Source organism: Micromonospora trifolii, from assembly GCF_022229005.1.
GTDB classification, from domain to species: domain Bacteria; phylum Actinomycetota; class Actinomycetes; order Mycobacteriales; family Micromonosporaceae; genus Micromonospora; species Micromonospora trifolii.
In genome coordinates, this window is record NZ_JAKKFD010000002.1 from 125,043 (window position 1) to 142,876 (window position 17,834).

General features: G+C 70.9%; 19 protein-coding genes. 11 read left to right on the plus strand and 8 right to left on the minus strand.

Annotated elements, in window-relative coordinates; all coding sequences use genetic code 11:
- Window positions 1-29: 29 nt before the first annotated feature.
- Both NIE79_RS01675 and NIE79_RS01680 read left to right on the plus strand, forming a co-directional pair.
- On the plus strand, window positions 30-377 hold the full coding sequence (locus NIE79_RS01675; protein ID WP_238676818.1) for a PadR family transcriptional regulator: 348 nt from the start codon (window positions 30-32) through the stop codon (window positions 375-377).
- Window positions 374-1,450, plus strand: coding sequence for a hypothetical protein (locus tag NIE79_RS01680; RefSeq protein ID WP_238676819.1), 1,077 nt, complete (start codon window positions 374-376; stop codon window positions 1,448-1,450). The genes NIE79_RS01675 and NIE79_RS01680 overlap by 4 nt, the downstream gene beginning before the upstream one ends.
- A 13-nt stretch (window positions 1,451-1,463) precedes the next feature.
- Here NIE79_RS01680 and NIE79_RS01685 read toward each other — a convergent pair whose 3' ends face one another.
- Window positions 1,464-1,820 (minus strand): hypothetical protein, encoded by a 357-nt coding sequence (locus NIE79_RS01685; RefSeq protein WP_238676820.1) that lies wholly within the window; start codon window positions 1,818-1,820, stop codon window positions 1,464-1,466.
- Between the two features lie 55 nt (window positions 1,821-1,875).
- Here NIE79_RS01685 and NIE79_RS01690 point away from each other — a divergent pair, with 55 nt between their 5' ends.
- On the plus strand, window positions 1,876-2,328 hold the full coding sequence (locus NIE79_RS01690) for a MarR family winged helix-turn-helix transcriptional regulator (protein WP_238676821.1): 453 nt from the start codon (window positions 1,876-1,878) through the stop codon (window positions 2,326-2,328).
- A 36-nt stretch (window positions 2,329-2,364) separates the two neighbouring features.
- On the opposite strand, the gene NIE79_RS01695 is transcribed toward NIE79_RS01690, so the two are convergent.
- On the minus strand, window positions 2,365-2,853 hold the full coding sequence (locus tag NIE79_RS01695; RefSeq protein ID WP_238676822.1) for a septum formation initiator: 489 nt from the start codon (window positions 2,851-2,853) through the stop codon (window positions 2,365-2,367).
- A gap of 102 nt (window positions 2,854-2,955) precedes the next feature.
- Between NIE79_RS01695 and NIE79_RS01700 the strand changes: the two genes are divergently transcribed.
- From NIE79_RS01700 to NIE79_RS01710, 3 genes are read left to right on the plus strand one after another with little or no spacing between them, the layout of a single operon-like run.
- Window positions 2,956-3,651 (plus strand): response regulator transcription factor, encoded by a 696-nt coding sequence (locus NIE79_RS01700; protein ID WP_238676823.1) that lies wholly within the window; start codon window positions 2,956-2,958, stop codon window positions 3,649-3,651.
- Entirely contained in the window at window positions 3,648-4,934 is a 1,287-nt protein-coding gene (locus tag NIE79_RS01705) for a sensor histidine kinase (protein ID WP_238676824.1), read from the plus strand. The genes NIE79_RS01700 and NIE79_RS01705 overlap by 4 nt, the downstream gene beginning before the upstream one ends.
- Window positions 4,935-4,962: 28 nt before the next feature.
- Complete coding sequence (locus tag NIE79_RS01710) at window positions 4,963-5,517, plus strand: DUF5872 domain-containing protein (protein ID WP_238676825.1); 555 nt, start codon at window positions 4,963-4,965, stop codon at window positions 5,515-5,517.
- A 34-nt stretch (window positions 5,518-5,551) separates the two neighbouring features.
- Here the strand turns inward: NIE79_RS01710 and NIE79_RS01715 are convergent, their stop codons facing one another.
- Entirely contained in the window at window positions 5,552-6,430 is an 879-nt protein-coding gene (locus tag NIE79_RS01715) for a LysR substrate-binding domain-containing protein (protein WP_238676826.1), read from the minus strand.
- A 70-nt stretch (window positions 6,431-6,500) separates the two neighbouring features.
- Between NIE79_RS01715 and NIE79_RS01720 the strand changes: the two genes are divergently transcribed.
- Both NIE79_RS01720 and NIE79_RS01725 read left to right on the plus strand, forming a co-directional pair.
- Window positions 6,501-6,980 carry a GNAT family N-acetyltransferase gene (locus NIE79_RS01720; RefSeq protein ID WP_238676827.1) on the plus strand — a complete coding sequence of 160 codons (480 nt, stop codon included), beginning with the start codon at window positions 6,501-6,503 and terminating at the stop codon, window positions 6,978-6,980.
- A gap of 139 nt (window positions 6,981-7,119) precedes the next feature.
- Window positions 7,120-7,668, plus strand: coding sequence for a PepSY domain-containing protein (locus NIE79_RS01725; RefSeq protein ID WP_238676828.1), 549 nt, complete (start codon window positions 7,120-7,122; stop codon window positions 7,666-7,668).
- 64 nt (window positions 7,669-7,732) lie between these two features.
- Here NIE79_RS01725 and NIE79_RS01730 read toward each other — a convergent pair whose 3' ends face one another.
- From NIE79_RS01730 to NIE79_RS33535, 4 genes are all read right to left on the minus strand, one after another.
- Window positions 7,733-9,625, minus strand: a complete 1,893-nt coding sequence (locus NIE79_RS01730; protein ID WP_238676829.1) for an ABC transporter ATP-binding protein — start codon at window positions 9,623-9,625, stop codon at window positions 7,733-7,735.
- A 593-nt stretch (window positions 9,626-10,218) separates the two neighbouring features.
- Window positions 10,219-11,469 carry an HNH endonuclease signature motif containing protein gene (locus tag NIE79_RS01735; RefSeq protein ID WP_238676830.1) on the minus strand — a complete coding sequence of 417 codons (1,251 nt, stop codon included), beginning with the start codon at window positions 11,467-11,469 and terminating at the stop codon, window positions 10,219-10,221.
- Between the two features lie 179 nt (window positions 11,470-11,648).
- The gene (locus NIE79_RS01740; RefSeq protein WP_238676831.1) at window positions 11,649-12,287 is read right to left on the minus strand and encodes a methyltransferase domain-containing protein; all 639 of its coding nucleotides are present in this window, start codon (window positions 12,285-12,287) and stop codon (window positions 11,649-11,651) included.
- Window positions 12,288-12,367: 80 nt separating this feature from the next.
- The gene (locus NIE79_RS33535) at window positions 12,368-13,576 is read right to left on the minus strand and encodes a chitosanase (protein WP_274523447.1); all 1,209 of its coding nucleotides are present in this window, start codon (window positions 13,574-13,576) and stop codon (window positions 12,368-12,370) included.
- Window positions 13,577-13,846: 270 nt separating this feature from the next.
- Between NIE79_RS33535 and NIE79_RS01755 the strand changes: the two genes are divergently transcribed.
- From NIE79_RS01755 to NIE79_RS01765, 3 genes are all read left to right on the plus strand, one after another.
- A complete protein-coding gene (locus NIE79_RS01755; RefSeq protein WP_238676832.1) occupies window positions 13,847-14,446 on the plus strand; it encodes an RNA polymerase sigma factor in 600 nt (199 codons plus the stop codon).
- A complete protein-coding gene (locus tag NIE79_RS01760; RefSeq protein WP_238676833.1) occupies window positions 14,443-15,156 on the plus strand; it encodes a hypothetical protein in 714 nt (237 codons plus the stop codon). Before NIE79_RS01755 ends, NIE79_RS01760 begins: the two co-directional genes overlap by 4 nt.
- Window positions 15,157-15,285: 129 nt before the next feature.
- The gene (locus NIE79_RS01765; protein ID WP_238676834.1) at window positions 15,286-15,912 is read left to right on the plus strand and encodes a hypothetical protein; all 627 of its coding nucleotides are present in this window, start codon (window positions 15,286-15,288) and stop codon (window positions 15,910-15,912) included.
- Window positions 15,913-15,958: 46 nt separating this feature from the next.
- Here NIE79_RS01765 and NIE79_RS01770 read toward each other — a convergent pair whose 3' ends face one another.
- The gene (locus NIE79_RS01770; RefSeq protein ID WP_238676835.1) at window positions 15,959-17,584 is read right to left on the minus strand and encodes a glycoside hydrolase family 43 protein; all 1,626 of its coding nucleotides are present in this window, start codon (window positions 17,582-17,584) and stop codon (window positions 15,959-15,961) included.
- Window positions 17,585-17,834: the final 250 nt, after the last annotated feature.

Below are 17,834 nucleotides of genomic sequence, written 5' to 3' on the forward strand. Positions count from 1 at the left end.
ATACCGGCTATCGGTATATGCTCTCTGGCATGGCTGAGGCTCCACTGCGGGAACCGACGTTCCTGGTGCTCACCGCGCTGGCGGAGGCGCCCATGCATGGGTACGCCGTCGTCGAGGACGTGCTGCGCATCTCCGACGGCCGGGTTCGCCTGCGCGCCGGCACCCTCTACGCCGTCCTCGATCGACTCCGCTCCGACGGTCTCATCGAGGTCGAGCGCGAAGAGGTGGTGCAGTCCCGGCTGCGCCGCTACTACCGCCTCACCGCAGTGGGCGCGCGGCGGCTCACCGAAGAGGCGTCCCGCCTGCGACACAACGCGGACGCCGCTCGGGTGCGGCTGCGCCGCAGCGGCCTACTGACCGATGGGGGTGCGGCGTGAGCGGCGACGATCTGGAGCGTCGCTATCGACGGCTGCTGGCCGTCTATCCATGGGAACACCGTCGGGTTTACGAGGACGAGATGCTGGCCGTGCTCCTCGCCGGCGCGCGGCCGGGCCAGCGGCGACCCGGCGCCGCCGACGTACGGAACCTGGTCGGCGCCGGCTTGCGGGCGCGGCTGCGGGTGGGCGCACGGGGGTTCACCGAGCCGAGCTGGGCGGACGCGGCGACGGTGACCGGCCTGCTGGTCGCTGCCGTCCTACTGGCCCTCGCCAGCAGGGCGCTGCTCGGCCAGCTCGTCCGCGCGCCGAGCCTGCCACAGGGGTTCGCGCCGAGCGGCCCGGATCTCGTCGACTGGCTGCGCGTCGTCGGCTGGGCGGGCGTCTGCGCGGCGGTGCTGCTCGGGTGGCGGTGGGTCGCCGCCGGCCTGGCCTGGGCCGGCGTGCTCGGCTGGGGTGCGCTCGTCGCACCGCAGACCGGCGACAACCCGACGTACGTGGTGGACACCTTGCCGCAGTTCGCGCTCGCCGTGGTGGCTGCCGCCGCGCTCACAGTGCCGGCGCCGCGTCGCCGGGCGATCGCGCTGCTGGGCGTACGCCGGATGCTGGCCCTGCTGCTCGCGCCGGCCGCGATGGTCGCGCTGTTGGTGACGAACCGGGTGACCAGCCCCACGTTCGACTTCGTCGGTGAGGTGTCCTACCAGGTCTTCTACGACCTGGAGGCGAGCAGTGAGCTGGTCCTCTGGCTCTACGTCGCGGGCCTGGTGGCCGCCGCGTCGGCCATGGTGATCGCGGTTGCCACGCTCACTCCGGCGGTACGCCGGCGGGTCGTCGTCATGCTCCTGCCCGTGGCGGCCCTGGACCTGCTGATCGACAGCGCCCTCGCCGGTTGGGCCACCTCGACAATGCACATGGGACACGCCATCCCTCTGGTGTCGACGCAGTGGGCGATGCTGGTGCTGGTCGCGCCGGTGACCTTCCTGGCCGGGGCGTTGCTCGTGCGACGTCGAGAGGAGACCCTGCGCATGGTCGCCCTCGGCCGGAACGCCGACCGCGAGCAGCCAATGGGTCGGTGAAGTGGCAGACTGCTCACCCGACAGTGGGTCTCCCACGATCGTCGGCGAACACCGCTCGGCTGAGATAGTGCCGGGACTGCCGATCGAAGCGCCCGAGCAGATCACGGGCGGCGGGCGGGACGACCGAGGTTGACGGATCGCCGCCGGTGAAGGCCGCCACCGCGGCGTAGTCGGTGAATGTCATGGCGGTGAGAAATTCGCTGCCCTTGGCGGGGTCCAGCTCCTGCGGGGAACGACGCAGAACCCGAAGCTCCTGTAGCCCGTCCACGCCCCGGGCAAGGATCGCGGGCGCGATGTCCTGCGTCAACAACCGTTCGTAGGCGTCAGCGGAAGCGGGCTTCGTCCACCCGCTCCACAGTCGAAGAATCATGACAGCATGCTGTCATCGCGGTACCAGGCTGTCAATGTGCGCTAAGGTGCTGCCGATGACGGAACGGAAGCAGGGCCGGGTCGACGCCTATCGGCTGCTGATGGCAGACGTGTACGAGCTGGCCGGCGAGTCCCGGCGCTCAAGTGAGGAGCTCGCCCGAGAAGCGGGACAAACTGCCGCCCGATGGCACGTCATGAGCGTGCTCTCCGACGGCTCCCGCACCGTCGCGAGCGCGGCGCGCAGACTCGGCCTCGCGCGACAGAGCGTGCAGCGAGTGGTCGACGACCTGGCCCGTGCCGGGATGGTGGAGTTGCACGACAATCCCGATCACCGCCGCGCGCCACTCGTGACACTCACGGAAGCGGGTCTCGTCACGCTCACCGGTCTCCTGGAACGCTCGGACGCCGACCGCCGGGACGCCGTGGACCGAGCACGTGTCAGCCTTAGCGATCTTGAGAATGCTCGCGCGACACTCCGGAGGTTGGTGGACGCCCTGCAGAGCCGGTGAACCGCAGCGACACTCACCGCACGTGCTCCCGGGTCGTCAGTCGTCGGCGACGGCCACCGGCTCCGAGCCGATGCAGCGCACCTTCAACTCGTACTCCCGGGCCGCCCCCTGGAACGTGACCTCGACATCGTCGTCCGGGCCCCGGTCCACGTCGCGGACCCGGTAACCCTGCGCGGGCGCCCAGGAGACGAGGCGTACGCCGCCGACGCCGCACTCGGCGACGGCCGTGCCGCCGTCGGTGGCGAACCCCCGGCGGGCCCCGGAACTGGCGCTCGGTGCGGGACCCGTCGTGCCCGGCGCGGCCGAGGCGGTGCCCGTCGTGCCCGGCGCGGCCGAGGCGGTGCCCGTGGTGGGCGCCGGCTCCGGTGCGGCGAGCGCCCGCTCGATCTCGGCCTCGCTGCGCACCCCGCCCGGGGTGCCGGTGAGGCTCTCGCCCACCAACCGGATCGCGCCCAGGCCGATCACTGTGGCGATGGCGGCGGTGGCCACCCACCCGGTGGCGACGAGGATCGAACGACGGCCCATCCCCTGACTATCCCCGATCCGTCCTTGTCGTTGGCACATCCGAACGCTAAGGCGTGGTTAACGTGCGCCGCACTGCCAGCGGCAGCGGTTAGCCTGCCAGCTGTGGCCCGCCTGTTGCTCATCGAGGACGACCTGACGATCCGTACCCCGCTGATCCGGGCCCTGCGCGAACGCGGCCACGCGGTGGCGGCGGCCTCGACCGCGATGGCCGGGCTCCGCGACGCGCTGGAGGACCGACCCGACCTCGTCGTGCTCGACCTGGGCCTGCCCGACCTGGACGGCCGCGAGCTGCTGCGGATGCTGCGCGCGGTCAGCTCGGTGCCGGTCATCGTGGCCACGGCGCGCGACGACGAAACCGAGATCGTCCGGGTGCTCGACGCGGGCGCCGACGACTACGTGGTCAAACCGTTCACCGCGGCGCAGCTCGACGCCCGCGTCCGGGCGGTGCTGCGGCGGGGCCCCGCCGGCGCCGACGGGCAGGACCCGGCGCTCGTCGTCGGCGGCCTCCGCGTCGACCCCCGGGCCCGGCAGGTGACACTGGACGGGGTCGCGGTCGAGCTGACGCCCCGCGAGTTCGATCTGCTGCATCACCTCGCCGGCCGACCCGGCCAGGTCGTCACCAAACGTGAGCTGCTCACGGAGGTGTGGCAGATCCCCTACGGCGGAGCCGACAAGACCGTCGACGTGCACCTGTCCTGGTTGCGTCGCAAGCTGGGGGAGAACGCCCAACAGCCCCGCTACCTGCACACCGTGCGGGGTGTCGGGGTGCGTCTCGAAGCCCCGGCGGTGCGGTCGTGAGGGCGCGGCTCGCGCTGCTGGTCGCCGCGGTCAGCGTCCTCACCCTCATCGCGTTCCTGGTGCCGCTGGCGCTGCTGGTCCGCACCGTCGCCGAGGACCGGGCCACCGTTCGGGCCACCGCCGACGCGCAGAGCCTGGTGCCGGTGGTCGGCACCGCCGACGCGGCGACCATCCGGCTCACCGTCGAGCAACTCGCCGCGGAGTCCGGCCGACCGGTGAGCGTCTTCCTGCCGGACGGCACGGTGCTCGGCGCCCAGACACCGCGTACGCCCGCGGTGGCCCTTGCCGCCCGCGGACAGAGCCTCACCGGCGAGTCGGCTGCCGGCCGGGAGGTGGTCATCGCCGTGCAGGGTCGTTCGGACGGCACCGGGGTGATCCGGATCGCGGTGCCGCAGCACGAGCTGACCGCCGGGGTCACCCGGGCCTGGCTGGTGCTGGCGCTGCTCGGCGTGATCCTCGTGCTGATCGGGTTGCTGGTCGCCGACCGGCTGGCGCGCACCCTGGTCCGGCCGATCAGCGACCTCTCGGCCGTCTCGCACCGGCTGGCCAACGCCGAACTGGACGCCCGGGTCACGCCGGCCGGCCCGCGCGAGCTGCGCGAGGTGGCCGGCGCGCTCAACCATCTCGCCACCCGGATCCAGGTGCTCCTGGTGCAGGAGCGCGAACAGGTCGCCGACCTGTCCCACCAGCTGCGCACGCCTCTGACCGCGTTGCGGCTGGAGGCGGAGTCGTTGCGCGACCCGGACGACGCCGTCCGGATCACCGCCGCCGCGGACGGGCTCGAACGCGCGGTGACCGGGTTGATCCGGCAGGCCCGGTGGCGGCACGCACCGGCGCAGCCGGCCTCCTCGGACGCGGCGGCGATCGTCACCGACCGGGTCGCGTTCTGGTCGGTGCTGGCCGAGGACACCGGCCGGGACGTCACCCTCGACCTGACGCCCGGCCCTCTTCCCGTCGGTGTGGCCGCCGACAACCTGACGGCGGCCGTGGACGCCCTGCTCGGCAACGTCTTCGCGCACACCCCCGACGGGACACCGTTCGCCGTCCGGCTCGCCCGGGAGGCGGGCGAGGTGGTCCTCACGGTCGCCGACGAGGGGCCGGGAATGCCCGCCGGGGCGATCCGGCGGGGTGCCAGCGCGGCCGGATCCACAGGCCTCGGCCTGGACATCGCCCGGCGTGCCGCGCAGGCCGCCGGCGGTCGACTGGAGTTGCGGGCCGGCCCGCGAGGCGGTGCGCAGGTGCTGCTCCGGCTCGGGCCTCCGACGTCGCCGCAGGACGCATAGCCGCTGCGGTGCCGGGTAGCTGCCAGTCATGGCGCGGTATACGAAACCCGAGCTCAGAGAGCAGATCAAGGAAGAGATCAAGGCTTCCGACAAGGGCGGCCGGCCCGGGCAGTGGTCGGCGCGCAAGTCACAGCTGGTCACTCAGGAGTACAAGAAGCGCGGCGGCGGATTCCTGGGCGAAAAGGACGAGCGGCAGAAGTCTCTCCAGCGCTGGGGCAACGAGAAATGGCAGACGAAGGAGGGCGACACCCGTGCGCGCAAGGGCGCCACGACGAGTCGTTACCTGCCCAAGAAGGCCTGGGAGGAGATGTCGGAGAGCCAGAAACGCGCTACCGACACGAAGAAGCGCGAGGCGTCCCGATCCGGCAAGCAGTACGTCGCCAACACCGGGCCGGCCAAGCGGGCGCGTCGGGATGCCACCACTGCCGGACGGATGACGGAGATGTCGGTCGCGGAGGCGGCCAAGTTGGTCCGGGGCCTCGACACGCGACAGCTCAAGACCGCCCTGCGTAACGAGCGCGCCAGCAAGGACCGCAAGACGCTCGTCCAGCGGCTGGAAGGTGAGCTCAACCGGCGCGGCTGACCGTGCCGGTACGGCTGGTTCCGCGCCGAGCGGGTCAGGGCGCGACCTGCTGGCCGAAGCCGGTCGAGGTGATCCGGTCGTCATCTCGGCGGCGCAGGATCCGCACCTCGCTGGTGGCCTCGGTGTCGGTCAACGGCAGCACTCCCACCGGCGCGGGCACTACCGCGGCGATGCTCGCCGGCGCGATCGTCACTCCGAGGCCGGCCGCGACCAGGTGCGCCATAGTGGCCCAACTGCTGGCGTGCTGGACGATGCGCGGGGTGTAGCCGGCCTCCAGGCACGGCCGGAGATTGCGCTGGTAGGCCCGTTCGCCGGCCACCCGTGGAATGAAGACGAACGGGTCGTCTCGTAGCACTGCGGCGCTGATCGCGAGGTCTCCCGCGTGCGGGTGATCGGTCGGCAGAACGGCGACGAAGGATTCGGTGGCAAACGTGGTGCCGACCAGGTCGTCGTGGTCGTCCGCGTCCCGAACCACGCCGAGATCGACCTCGCCGTTGAGCAGCCGCTCGACGATGCGCGCCGTGTACGCCTCATGAAGGCGTAGGTGAACCGCCGGATAGCGTTCGCGGAACCGCCGGATCGGCCCAGCCAGCCCGAGGTGGATAGCCGAACTGACGAAACCGATGTCGAAGCGCCCCTGCTCCCCGCACCCGATGCGACCCGCCTCGTGCACGTCGTCGGCCACTGCGGCCAGCACCCGCCGGCACCGGTTGAGATACGCCTCACCTGCGGGCGTCAGTGCCACCGATCGGGAGGTGCGGACGAACAGCGGCGTACCGATCATCGCCTCGAGCTGGCGGATCTGTTGCGACAGCGGCGGCTGAGCCATCCGCAGCCGCACCGCGGCCCGGCCGAAGTGCAGCTCCTCAGCGACCGCGACGAAGTAGCGCAGGTGGCGCAACTCGGGTTCCATACATCAAGGATATGAATGAACCCGAACAAGATATTGGACGTACGAATAGTGGTGGCCGGAGAATCTCACCATGAACCCGAGCACGCTGACCGTCACGTCCATGACGACAGTTGAGGAGGCCGAGGCCTTCCGGACGCTGAACGAAGAATGGATCTCCCATTTCTTCACCATCGAGGAGTCCGACCGCATGACGCTCGACGACCCCTTCGGGGCCATCGTCGACCCGGGCGGCGACGTGCTGATCGTCCGCGATGGCGTGGAGATCGTTGGCTGTGTCGCCCTGGTTCGCAGCTCGGACGACGTCTTCGAACTGTCGAAGATGGCGTTGACGCCGGCGGTGCGGGGCAAGGGCCTCGGCCGCCAGCTCATCAAGGCGGCCATCGAGCGCGCTCGCGGGCTCGGCGCGGGCACCCTGTTCCTGGGCAGCAGCACCAAGCTTCCGAACGCTGTGCACCTCTACGAAACCACCGGCTTCCAACACATGAGTCCGGAACAGGTCCCGCTTGCGCCGTACGCCCGCGCCAACGTCTTCATGCGGATGGCGCTCTGACCGGTTCAGGCCGACGCGCAGTCCCGAAGGCGCGGCGCAGGCTCGTCGGCTTAACCCGGCCTTAGCGTTCGGACAGCGCGGTGCTATCCCGATCTGGCCGATCCTCGGAGTTGACAACCGAGGAAAGGTGGACACCACGATGAAGCGCACCAATCTGCTTCTGGCGTCGGTCGGCGGGTCGGCGGTGCTGGCGGTGGCCGGGGTCGCGCTCGGCGTCAACGCCGCGAACGACTCGCGCACCGGCGGCACGGCTCTCGCTGCGGCAACCGTCGCGCCGACGGCCACCGAAGCGCCGGCGATCACCGGTTCGCCGTCGGCCGGCACCCCGTCGGGCACGCCGTCGAGCGGCACCCCGTCCGGTACGCCGTCGACCGGCAGCGCTCCCGCGGGCAGCGCTGTCGACGAGAAGCGCGCCGGTGAGATCGCGCTCGCCAAGGCCGGTGGCGGTCAGATCGTCGAGGTCGAAGCCGAGCAGGAGAACGGCCGGCCGGTGTGGAGCGTCGAGATCGTCGCGGGCGACACCGAGCACGAGGTGGACGTCGACCGGGACAACGGTTCGGTGGTCAAGGCCGAGCAGGAGCCGGTCGACGACGACGACAACGACGCTGACGACAACGACGACGCTGACGACAACGACAACGACAACGACAACGACGCCGACGACAAGGACGACGACGACAACGACTGACCGGCGACGCGTTGTGACGCGGTGGTCGGACCGTCCTTCGCGGGCGGCCCGACCACCGCGTGCGTCAGATGGCGACGCGTTGCTCCTGGACCGTCGGCTGGTCCTGGGCGAACTGGGTGCGGTACAACTCGTGGTAGCGGCCGCCAGCCGCGAGCAGGTCACTGTGTCGCCCGCGCTCGACGATGCGTCCCGCCTCTACGACGAGGATCTGGTCGGCCGCCCGGATGGTGGAGAGCCGGTGCGCGATGACCACGCTCGTCCGACCGGTCAGCGCCTCGGCGAGGGCGTCCTGAACGGCCGCCTCCGAGGTGGAGTCGAGATGCGCGGTGGCCTCGTCGAGAATGACCACACGCGGACGAGCCAGCAGCAGTCGCGCGATGGTGAGCCGTTGCCGTTCCCCACCGGACAGGCGGTACCCTCGCTCGCCGACGACGGTGTCCAGCCCATCGGGCAGTGAGCGGATCAGGTCGTCGAGGCGGGCCCGCCGGAGCACATCCCACATCTCGTCCTCGGTCGCGTCCGGCTGGGCGAACACCAGGTTGGCGCGGATGCTCTCGTGGAAGAGGTGCCCGTCCTGGGTCACCACACCCAACGCCGTCCGGATCGACTCGGCCGACAGCTCACGTACGTCGACGTCGGCAAGTTTCACCGCGCCGTCCTCGACGTCGTACAGGCGAGGCACAAGCTGCGCGATCGTCGACTTGCCCGCCCCGGAGGAGCCGACGAGCGCCACCATCTGCCCCGCTTCGGCGCGGAACGACACCCCGTGCAGCACCTCCTCACCGCCGCGCGTGTCGAGCTTCGCCACGTCCTCGAGGGACGCGAGCGACACCTTGTCCGCCGAGGGGTAACCGAACCGGACCCCGTCGAACTCGACAGCGACCGGCCCCTCCGGAAGGGGTCGGGCGTCGGACCTGTCGAGGATCAGCGGCTTGAGGTCGAGGACCTCGAACACCCGCTCGAAGCTCACCAGCGCGCTCATCACCTCGACCCGAGCACTGGCCAGCGAGGTCAACGGTGCGTAGAGCCGCGACAGGAGCAACGCGAGGGCGACCACCGTCCCGGCGTCGAGACTGCCCCGTAGGGCGTAGAGACCACCGAGCCCGTAGACCAGGGCCAACGCCAGCGAACCAACGACGGTGAGCGCGGTGATGAAGACCCACTGGAGCATCGCGGCGCGGACGCCGATGTCCCGGACCCGACGTGCCCGCGCCGCGAACTCGGCGGACTCCTCGGCCGGCCGCCCGTACAGCTTGACCAGCGTGGCGCCGGGCGCGGAGAAGCGTTCCGTCATCCGGGTACTCATGGCCGCGTTGTGCTCGGCCGCTTCACGCTGCAACTGGGCGAGCTTCGAGCCCATCCGGCGGGCCGGAAGAACGAAGATCGGCAGCAGAACGAGCGCCAGCAGCGTGATCTGCCAGGAGAAGGTGAGCATCACGGCCAACGTCAGCATCAGCGTGACGGCGTTGCCGACCACACTCGACAGGGTGTCGCTGAAGGCCCTCTGCGCGCCGATCACGTCGTTGTTGAGGCGGCTGACCAGCGCACCTGTGCGGGTCCGCGTGAAGAACGCCACCGGCATGCGCTGAACGTGGTCGAAGACAGCCGTCCGCAGTTGAACGATCAGCCCCTCACCGATGCTGGCGGAGAGAAATCGCGTCACCAGGCCCAGCCCGGCCTCGGCGAGGGCGATCACGGCGATCAGCACGGCCAACCGGATCACCACGCCGCTGTCGGCGCCGTCGACGATCGCGTCGACCACCCGGCCGGCGAGAACGGGCGCTGCCACAGTGAGAACCGCAGTCACCACACTCAACAACAGGAACCTGACGATCAAGGCGCGGTGTGGCCGTGCGAACTGCGCGATCCGCTTCAAGGTGGCGCGGGACAGCGGCCGCTCGTCCTGCGCGTTCATCGCGTGGTGCAGGGACATCCACGCGGTAATTTCCATGCTCATTCCGTACCTCCGATACCGGAGGCTAGGACCTCACCCGAGCTTGAGGTCAAGTCGCCACGCGAGTCCGTGGCTACGGGTTGTACACGCTGGCCGTAGCCCAGGACCGCAGTGGTGCCGTCGATGACATCCGGTACCGCCCTCAACGACGACGACCTCGCGCCCATGAAGCACCGGCGCGTGGAGGTTGTTCCACAAGCCGTCGCGGCTCGCTGCGGGTCGTCTTGGGCCGTCGTGGGTGGCGCAGGCGGCTGAATGCGTTGCGGGTCGTGGTGGGCTGTCGGGCTGTGGAAGGCGATCGTGAGCTGTTGCGAGTTGCGTTGTGCCGCTGCTGGCCGACGACAGCGTCACCTGGCTCGCCGGCCGACGCGGCGTTGCAACCCGGCGCAGGCCGTCGTGAGCTGCTGCGGGTCAGTGCGAACCGCTGCGAGCTGCTCTCTTCTCGACCCAGCCGGCACGCGCCCGGGACGTGCCGCTCGGCGCTTCGGCCTTCGCGGTGGGTGCCTGACCAACCAGCCTCCTAGGATGCCTTAGGCGGTGTGCGGTGGGCGACGGTCGCGACCCGACAAGGGGTGATCGTTCTCGGCTGCCTGCCCCTATGTTCGTCGGTGGTAGTGGTTGCGGCGGGGGAGTTGTTCGGGGTCGAGCCAGGCTGGTGGGACGAATTCGGGGTGGCCGTCGTGGCCGAGATGGACGGTCCAGTCGCTGTGGTGTAGGTGGCGGTGGTGGTGGCCGCAGAGCAGGACGGCGTTGTCGAGGCTGGTGTCGCCGCCGTCGGCCCAGTGCCGGATGTGGTGGGCGTGGCACCAGCGCGGTGGTCGGTCGCAGCCGGGGAAGGCGCAGCCGCGGTCGCGGAGTATGAGGGCGCGGCGTAGTGGCCCGGTGATGAGGCGGCGTTGTCGGCCGACGTCGAGGACTTGGCCGGTGGCGCCGAGGACGGTGGGCAGGATGGTGGCGTCGCAGGCGAGCCGGCGCACGGTGTCCGGGGCGAGGCTGAGGCCGGTGTCGAGGGTGCCGGCACCGAGTTGCCGGGTCAGTCCGTCGTAGCTGGTGGTGACGACGATCTGCGCGGGGTCGCCGCCGCTGTCGGGTAGCTCACTGGTGCGGAGGGCGAGTCGGCAGACATCGGCGAGGGCGTCGTGGCGGCGTTGTCCGGGGGAGCGGGTGTCGTCGGGGCCGGAGGGCGCGGTCAGTGGGTCGATGGCGGCGCGGAACAGGCCGGCGGTTTCGGCGTCGAGGGTGCCGGTGAGTCGCAGGCGGCCGTCGGTCTGTTCGGACAGGGTGAGGTGCCGGTCGAGGGCGGCGCGGCGTGCTTGTGCGTGCAGGGCGGCGTGGGCGGTGGCGTCGGCGATGTCGGGGGCGACGTGGTCGAGGATGCGGGTGCCGAGTTTGCGCAGGTGGGTGGGGTCGAACTGGGCGGCCCAGTCGGTGAGCAGGCTGACGGCCTTGTCGGCGGCCTGTGTGCCGGCGGTGGCCTGGACGGTGGTGACGGTGTCGGTGATGACTCGGGCCTGGTCGAGGGTGAGGTGCCCGTCGGCTAGGGCTTGTCGGATGCCGGGGTTGCCGGTGTCGAGGGCGGTGGCGAGGTCGATCAGGCGGCGGGCGGCGGGGACGGTGAGTCGTAGTCGTTCGCGCAGCCACACGGCGGTGTTGGAGGCGCCCTGGGTGCGGGCGGTGCCGCGGGCGTCGATCTCGCGGATGAGGGTGAGGGTGACGGCGGCGAGGCGGTGCTGAAGGCGGTGCGCGGCGTCGAGCGCGGCGATCAGGTCATGTTCCGGGAGCGGCCATGCGGGGGCGTCGACGCAGGCGGCGACCGCGTCGTCTGCCTGCGCCAACTCCTCGACCATGACCCGACACTAGAACAGGTGTACGACACTTTCAGTCACCATGATCGATTGATGAGCTGTGCTCGCGGGAGTGGGCGGGTGGAGACAGCGTGATCGAGTCGGCGGTGTGCTGCGGCGCGCACTCGCGCTGGTGACCGACGCGCCATGACCCTCTGCGATGTCAATGCCTTAGTTCTATGTCAAGCGATGAACTTAAAGATCTTGCCGTTGGTGTCCAGCTGCTCTGTGGTGCCCGCGAAGCGATGAACCCCGACGGAGAACAGCACACCGTCGGGGGCGTGGAAGGCCTGTTCGGCGAACCCGGCGTCGGCCAACCACGTTCGGATCCTTGGTGTGAGGTCGGGCGCGCGTCGGGTCCTGGTCCAGATCACCGTGGCGTCAGCGGCGCAGAGCTGTGGCAGCGCGTTGATGGTGGCGTGGGCGTCGGCGTCGCTGATGTTGCCCAGGACTCCCGCCATGATGACAAGGTCGGCAGGCGCCGCCTGTCGGTAGGAGGCGAGGTCACCCGCGTCGGCCTGTATGACGGTCACCGTGTCGAGGTTCTGGGTGGCTGCTCTGGCTCGGGCTGCGGCGACGTTGCGCGGGTCCCACTCGATCAGCGTGACTTCAGCCCGTGTGGCGTCAGGGCGCGAGGCCAGCACGTCCAGGATGTCGCGGCCTTGGCCGGCGCACATGCTGACCACAGACGCAGGCTTGCCCGGTCGCTCATCGAGCCACGTGGCGACATGGTGCTGAACCAGTCGTAGCCGGCGCGCCAGCGGTGAGCCCTCGTCGGCGTACGGGCTGTGCCAGGCGTACCAATCCTTGCCGTCGTTCATGGAGACCAAGCCTGCCAGTCTCGCCCGTGGCGGCGGGGTCGTCGGCGAACGAACGACGACCCCGCCACCGTTCCAACCGCTCAGCCGATGCGGAACTGGTCGCCGTAGACGGCGAACACCAGTGGCGTGTTCAGGTTGAAGTTGCCGTTGTTGAGGAACACCCGCTGGGCGGTGTCGACGCGGGAGGTGTCCGAGTGGGCCTCCTCCTTCTTCATCTCGATGACCCGCTCGTCGAGGAACGCGTTGAGCCAGGTTCGCTCGTCGCCGCCCTGGGCTGGGGGCTTGGCCCGGTTCAGGGCACGGTTGCGGATCTGGCGCATGCCCTCGTACCCGTGCATGACCGCCGCGTCGTAGTAGGCGAACTGACCGAGCGCCCGGACCTGGTCGTTCTTGCCGTCGCGTACCGATGGGTTGAAGTAGACCCTGTCGCGTTCGGCCTCCTGGGCGGCCTGGAAGACCGAGTCGGTGGCCGCGGTCCGCCAGTCGCGGGGGAAGTTGGGGTCGAGACCGGCGTGCGACGGGGTGCCGTTGACGTTGCGCAGCGCCGGCAGGTAGCCGGCGAGTACGTTGCCCGGCTTGGTGCGGGTGTACGCCTCGACCAGTTCGAGCATGTCACCGGTGCCGGAGCAGAAGCCGATGATGCCGGCGGTGTAGCCCCGCCCGTCGCCGATGTCCTCGATGTAGGAGAACTGCGCGCGCCAGTCGAGCGACGAGTTCTCCGCGGCCGAGACGAGCTGCATGGCGACGTTTTTCTTCGCCGGGTCGTCGAGGTTGGTGCCGCTCGGGGTGGTGGGCGTGGGGGTGGGGGTGCCGCCGCCCGGCAGGGTCCACCGCTGGTTCGTCGTGCCGCCGCAGGTCCAGATCTGCAACCGGGCGCCGTTCGCGGTGCTCCGGTCGGTGACGTCGAGGCACTTGCCGGAGCCGGAGTTGACGAGCGCACCGTTGCTGGCGGTCCACTTCTGCGCGCCGGAGTTGTTGCAGTCGTACAGCTGCACCTTGGCGCCGTTGGCGGTCGACGCCGCGGTGACGTCGAGGCACTTGCCGAGTGCCCGGATCGAGTTGTCGGTGTTGCCGACGGTCCACGTCTGGGCCGCGCTGCCGTTGCAGTCGTAGAGCTGGACGGCCGTGCCGTTGGCCGCGCTGGCGCCGGCCACGTCGATGCACTTACCGCCGAGGCCGGTGATCGGGCCGGCGGTCGCGGCGCTCGCCGACGGCAGGCCGTAGCCGACGGCGGCGACGCCGACCAGCAGGGTGCCCACGACGTAGGCGGCTGTTCTCTTGTGAACCATTGTGTTCCTCGGGGAAGGGGCGGCGTGCCGCCGGCCGGTCGGTGCGCGGTGCCCGCCGGGGCCGGAGTGCCGCGCCGGGCCAAGCATCAGGAAACTGTATTAACAGATACCAGTACGTCGATTCCTCGTCAATCGACGACCGCGAGGCGTGACGGCACCTGTTCATCCCGTCGTTGGCGGGACGTACCCGCCGGTGACTATCGTCGGGCCGTAACTGATCTACGGGCCGGTCCATCGGAACCAGCACCGTCCGACGGACAGAAGATGGTCATGGAGTCGAGTCTGCGCGCTCGGGTGCGCGCCGGTGACCCCGGCGCGTTCGCCGAGCTGTTCGACACGTACGCGCGCTCGGTGTACAACCACGCGTTCCGGCTGACCGCCGACTGGGCCACGGCCGAGGACGTCATGGCCGCCACCTACCTCCAGGCCTGGCGTTCCCGGCAGCGGGTCACCGAGGAGGGCGGTTCGCTGCGTCCCTGGTTGCTCGGCATCGCCACCAACGAGGCCCGCAACCACGCCCGCAGCAACCGCCGCTACCGCAGGATGGCCGCAGCGCTGCTCGCCTCCGACGTCACACTGCCCGACCACGCCGACGAGGTCGCCGGCCGACTCGACGACAGCCGACGCATCGCCGCCGCGATCGACGCGCTGGCCCGGTTACGCCGGCCCGAGCGGGAGGTGCTGACCCTGTGCCTGTGGGAGGGCCTCGACTACGAGTCCGCGGCGGAGGCGCTGGGGATTCCGGTCGGCACTGTGCGCTCCCGGCTGTCGCGGGCCCGCGCCCGGCTCCGCACCCTCGTCGACGCCCCACCACGCGCCGCACGGCCGCCAGCCGTGGACGCCTCGCTCGTGCGGGAGGGCAGCCAGTGAGCGCGCCGGACCCGACCGAGTGGGCGGAGATCGCCCCCCACCCCGGTGATCACGACCTGCCGGCGGGCCGGCACGAGCTGCACCGCAGCCGTCTGCTGACGGCGATCGCGCAGCAGCCGCGTACCCGATCAAGGGCCTTCGGGCCGCTGCGGCCCGCGCTCGCGGCGGCCGCGTTGGCACTGGTCGCGGCGGGGATCGGCGGAGGGCTCGCGGCCCGGTCCGGCGACGCGCCCCCGGCCGCGCTCCCGTCGCCCGAGGCGAGCCGCTCGGCCGCGCGGCCGGCGCCGCCGGGCACGGCCGCCAAGAATCGTGGGTACGGCACGGTGCGCCAACTCACCGACACGGCCGACCTGGTGGTTCGCGGCGAGGTGGCGTCGGTGGCGGACGGGCGGGCGGTCTACCGGGTGGCGGAGGTGCTCTACCGCGCCCCGGGTGCTCCGGTGCCGACCGAGATCGTGGTGGCCGCGGAGCCAGCCGGGCCGGCCGGCCGGCCGACAGTCCTCTACCTGGGCCTCGCTGACCCGGGTGCGCGCGTCTACCGTCCGCTCGGCGGCGAGTTCGGGATCTTCGACCTCGCCGGGGAGACGGCGACCAGCCGGTCACCGGCGATGTCGGTGACCGGTCTGCGCACCGAGGACGCCACCGGGGCGGGTCGCGCGTTCGTCACCACGTTGGCCGAGCTTCGTCAGCTCGCCCGCGAGCGGCGCTGACTCCGGAGAAGCTGAGCCCGGAGAAAAAGAATGGAACTCGGTGCCCGGGCCGCACAGATAGAAGGCGTAAGCAGTGCCGCGTTCCGAGCGAGACGGCCCGGGACGGCACCGAGACGCGAGGAGCGTTCCATGGCAGTCGACCTTCGCCGTACCCGGCCGCTGGTGGCCACGGCCGCCGCCGTGCTGGCCGCCGCGGCCCTGTCCGCCTGCGGTAGCGGCGGTAGCGGCGGCGACCCGGCCGCCGCGCCCGCCCCGAGCAGCGCGGCCCCGAGCAGCGCCGCCACGCCGACCGACGTCGCGGCCCCGCCGATCAAGGGCAAGCTGCGCGGGTACGGCACCGTGCGGCAGCTCAGTGACACCGCGGACCTGGTCGTACGCGGTGAGGTCGAGGCGGCCGGATTCCGGGTCGACGAGGTGCTGCGTGCGGCTAGCGGATCGACGGTGCGGGCCGGCTCACGGATCACGCTCGCCCCGCTGCCCGCCGGTGTGCCGGACATGGCCCACATGTCGACGCTCGAGGCGGGCCAGGTCGTGGTGCTCTACCTCGCCCAGGACCCGACGGCCCCGACGTTCCGGACGCTCAGCGGCGACTTCGGTGTGTTCGACCTGAACGGAGCCGGCGCGGAAGCCGTCGCCACGACCCGCTCGCAGACCATGGCCGTCAGCGGCCTGAACGCGGAGGACCCGGCCGCGTCCGGCCACGGCTTCCGCACCACCCTCGGTCAGCTGCGGGCCGTCGCCGCCCAGGTCGGGTAGGACGAGTGGGAACGCGGACGGCACCCGCCGAGTGCCGTCCGCGTGGTCACTGCTCCCGGTAGGTGGCCAGGTCGAAGTCGGCGTGCACGCCGTCGCCGCCCAGGTCCTGCACCCACAGGCCGAGGAACGCCCCGGTGAAGCCCCACGCCGCCGGCTCACCGTCGATGATCAGCGCGGCGTGCTCGTCGGACAGGATTGTCGCGTCCAACTCGACCGGTAGCCGCTGCCAACCGGTGCCGAGGTCGTAGTCGAAGCGCACCGCCGGCCCGTCGAAGACGGCCCGCAGACCGACCCGGGAGACGCCGTCGGCATCGACGGTCAGATCGGGGTACGCGGTGCGCCGCCCGTTGTCGGAGCTGAGCAGTTCCAGCACCGTCCGGCCGTCGTCGGCCCGGGTCAGGTAGAGGTGGTGCCAGTTGAGGGTGTTGTAGTAGGCGGTGATCCCGGCGAGTTGACGGTGGTCGGCCGGTTCGAACTCCACAACGGTTTCCAGCGAGCACTCCATCGCGCCGACGCGTCGCCCGACCAGGCTGGGTGCCTGGCGACCGACCGGCGACTGCCCGCCGTGGACCCGCAGGTACGACGGGCGGGTGTGCAGGTCGATCCAGTCCGGGGTGGCCGGCCGACGCAGCGTCGACCAGCACCGGCCCAGCTCGGGGGCGTCGAAGTGGTCCGTCTCGGGCGCCGCCGGCCAGGGGTGCGCGGGCAGGTCGGGGGCGACGACGTCGTCCGCGGGCACCCCTCCGGCGATGCGCGGCCAGCCGCCCGACGGCCACTCGACCCGCTGGATCGCGGTCTCCCGACCCAGCACGCAGTTGCCCAGCGGGGAGTACGGGCGGCCAACCAGGTGGGCCAGGTACCACTCGCCGCTCTGCGTGTGGACCAGGCTGCCGTGCCCCGCTTTCTGCAACCGCAGGTCGGGCCGCCCGAAGGAGGTGAGCAGCGGGCCGTCCGGTTCCACCTCGTACGGCCCGAACAGCTCCCGGGACCGCGCCACGGTGACCTGGTGCTCCCAGCTGGTGCCGCCCTCGGCGGTGATCAGCCAGTACCAGCCGTCGTGGCGGTACAGGTGCGGACCCTCGGTGACCCCGACCGGTGAGCCGGTGAACAGGATGCGGGGGCTGCCGACCAGGCGGCGTGCGGCCCGATCGTACTGTTGGATCTCGATGCCGCCGAAGCGGTCGCGGCCGGGTCGCCAGTCCGCGCTCATGCCCAGCAGCCACGTGGTGCCGTCGTCGTCGTGGAACAGCGACGCGTCGAACCCGCGCCCGTGCAGCTTCACCGGATCGGACCAGGGGCCGGTGATGTCCTCGGCGGTGACCAGGAAGTTCTGCGGATCCCAGTAGCCGCTGGCGAAGCTGGCCACGTCGCTGTAGACGAGGTGGAACTGACCGTCGTGGTAGGTCAGGTCGGGCGCCCACACCCCGTTGGAGTCGCCGCATCCGCGCAGATCGAGCAGGCGCCGGTCGGTGATGATCCCACCCAGGCTGCGCCAGTTCACCAGATCACGCGAGTGGTGCACGAGCACGCCCGGATACCACTCGAAGGTCGAGGTGGCCAGGTAGTAGTCGTCGCCGACGCGCAGGATCGACGGGTCCGGGTGGAACCCGGCAAGGACGGGATTGCGGATCGACCGGGTAGCGGTCGCCACAGTAGCAATGTCGGTCGACACGAGCACTCCTCTGGGCGGGCTGACGGCAACTTCCGGAAACTCGCGGTCCCCGGCCATTGAAGGTTGTGCCTACGCTAGCCGGTCCTTTCGCAATAGGACAGAGGTCTTGACCGTCGCGACAACAGCTCGTAGCGTGCCGGCCATCGATCGGTATTACCGGCGAAGCAGTGAAAGTTTCGGAGATCCGAAGACCCCCACCCGCCGGCTCAGCCGGATGACGACGCACCACCGCGAGCAGACCTGAAGTTTC

Coding starts and splice junctions, on each gene's coding strand:
- NIE79_RS01685 (WP_238676820.1), bottom strand. CDS start 1,820: ATGATTCTTCGACTGTGGAGCGGGTGGACGAAGCCCGCTTCCGCTGAC.
- NIE79_RS01735 (WP_238676830.1), bottom strand. CDS start 11,469: ATGGTCGAGGAGTTGGCGCAGGCAGACGACGCGGTCGCCGCCTGCGTC.
- NIE79_RS01725 (WP_238676828.1), top strand. CDS start 7,120: ATGAAGCGCACCAATCTGCTTCTGGCGTCGGTCGGCGGGTCGGCGGTG.
- NIE79_RS01765 (WP_238676834.1), top strand. CDS start 15,286: ATGGCAGTCGACCTTCGCCGTACCCGGCCGCTGGTGGCCACGGCCGCC.
- NIE79_RS01710 (WP_238676825.1), top strand. CDS start 4,963: ATGGCGCGGTATACGAAACCCGAGCTCAGAGAGCAGATCAAGGAAGAG.
- NIE79_RS01715 (WP_238676826.1), bottom strand. CDS start 6,430: ATGGAACCCGAGTTGCGCCACCTGCGCTACTTCGTCGCGGTCGCTGAG.
- NIE79_RS01695 (WP_238676822.1), bottom strand. CDS start 2,853: ATGGGCCGTCGTTCGATCCTCGTCGCCACCGGGTGGGTGGCCACCGCC.
- NIE79_RS01720 (WP_238676827.1), top strand. CDS start 6,501: ATGAACCCGAGCACGCTGACCGTCACGTCCATGACGACAGTTGAGGAG.
- NIE79_RS01690 (WP_238676821.1), top strand. CDS start 1,876: ATGACGGAACGGAAGCAGGGCCGGGTCGACGCCTATCGGCTGCTGATG.
- NIE79_RS01730 (WP_238676829.1), bottom strand. CDS start 9,625: ATGAGCATGGAAATTACCGCGTGGATGTCCCTGCACCACGCGATGAAC.
- NIE79_RS01740 (WP_238676831.1), bottom strand. CDS start 12,287: ATGAACGACGGCAAGGATTGGTACGCCTGGCACAGCCCGTACGCCGAC.
- NIE79_RS01755 (WP_238676832.1), top strand. CDS start 13,847: ATGGAGTCGAGTCTGCGCGCTCGGGTGCGCGCCGGTGACCCCGGCGCG.
- NIE79_RS33535 (WP_274523447.1), bottom strand. CDS start 13,576: ATGGTTCACAAGAGAACAGCCGCCTACGTCGTGGGCACCCTGCTGGTC.
- NIE79_RS01675 (WP_238676818.1), top strand. CDS start 30: ATGGCTGAGGCTCCACTGCGGGAACCGACGTTCCTGGTGCTCACCGCG.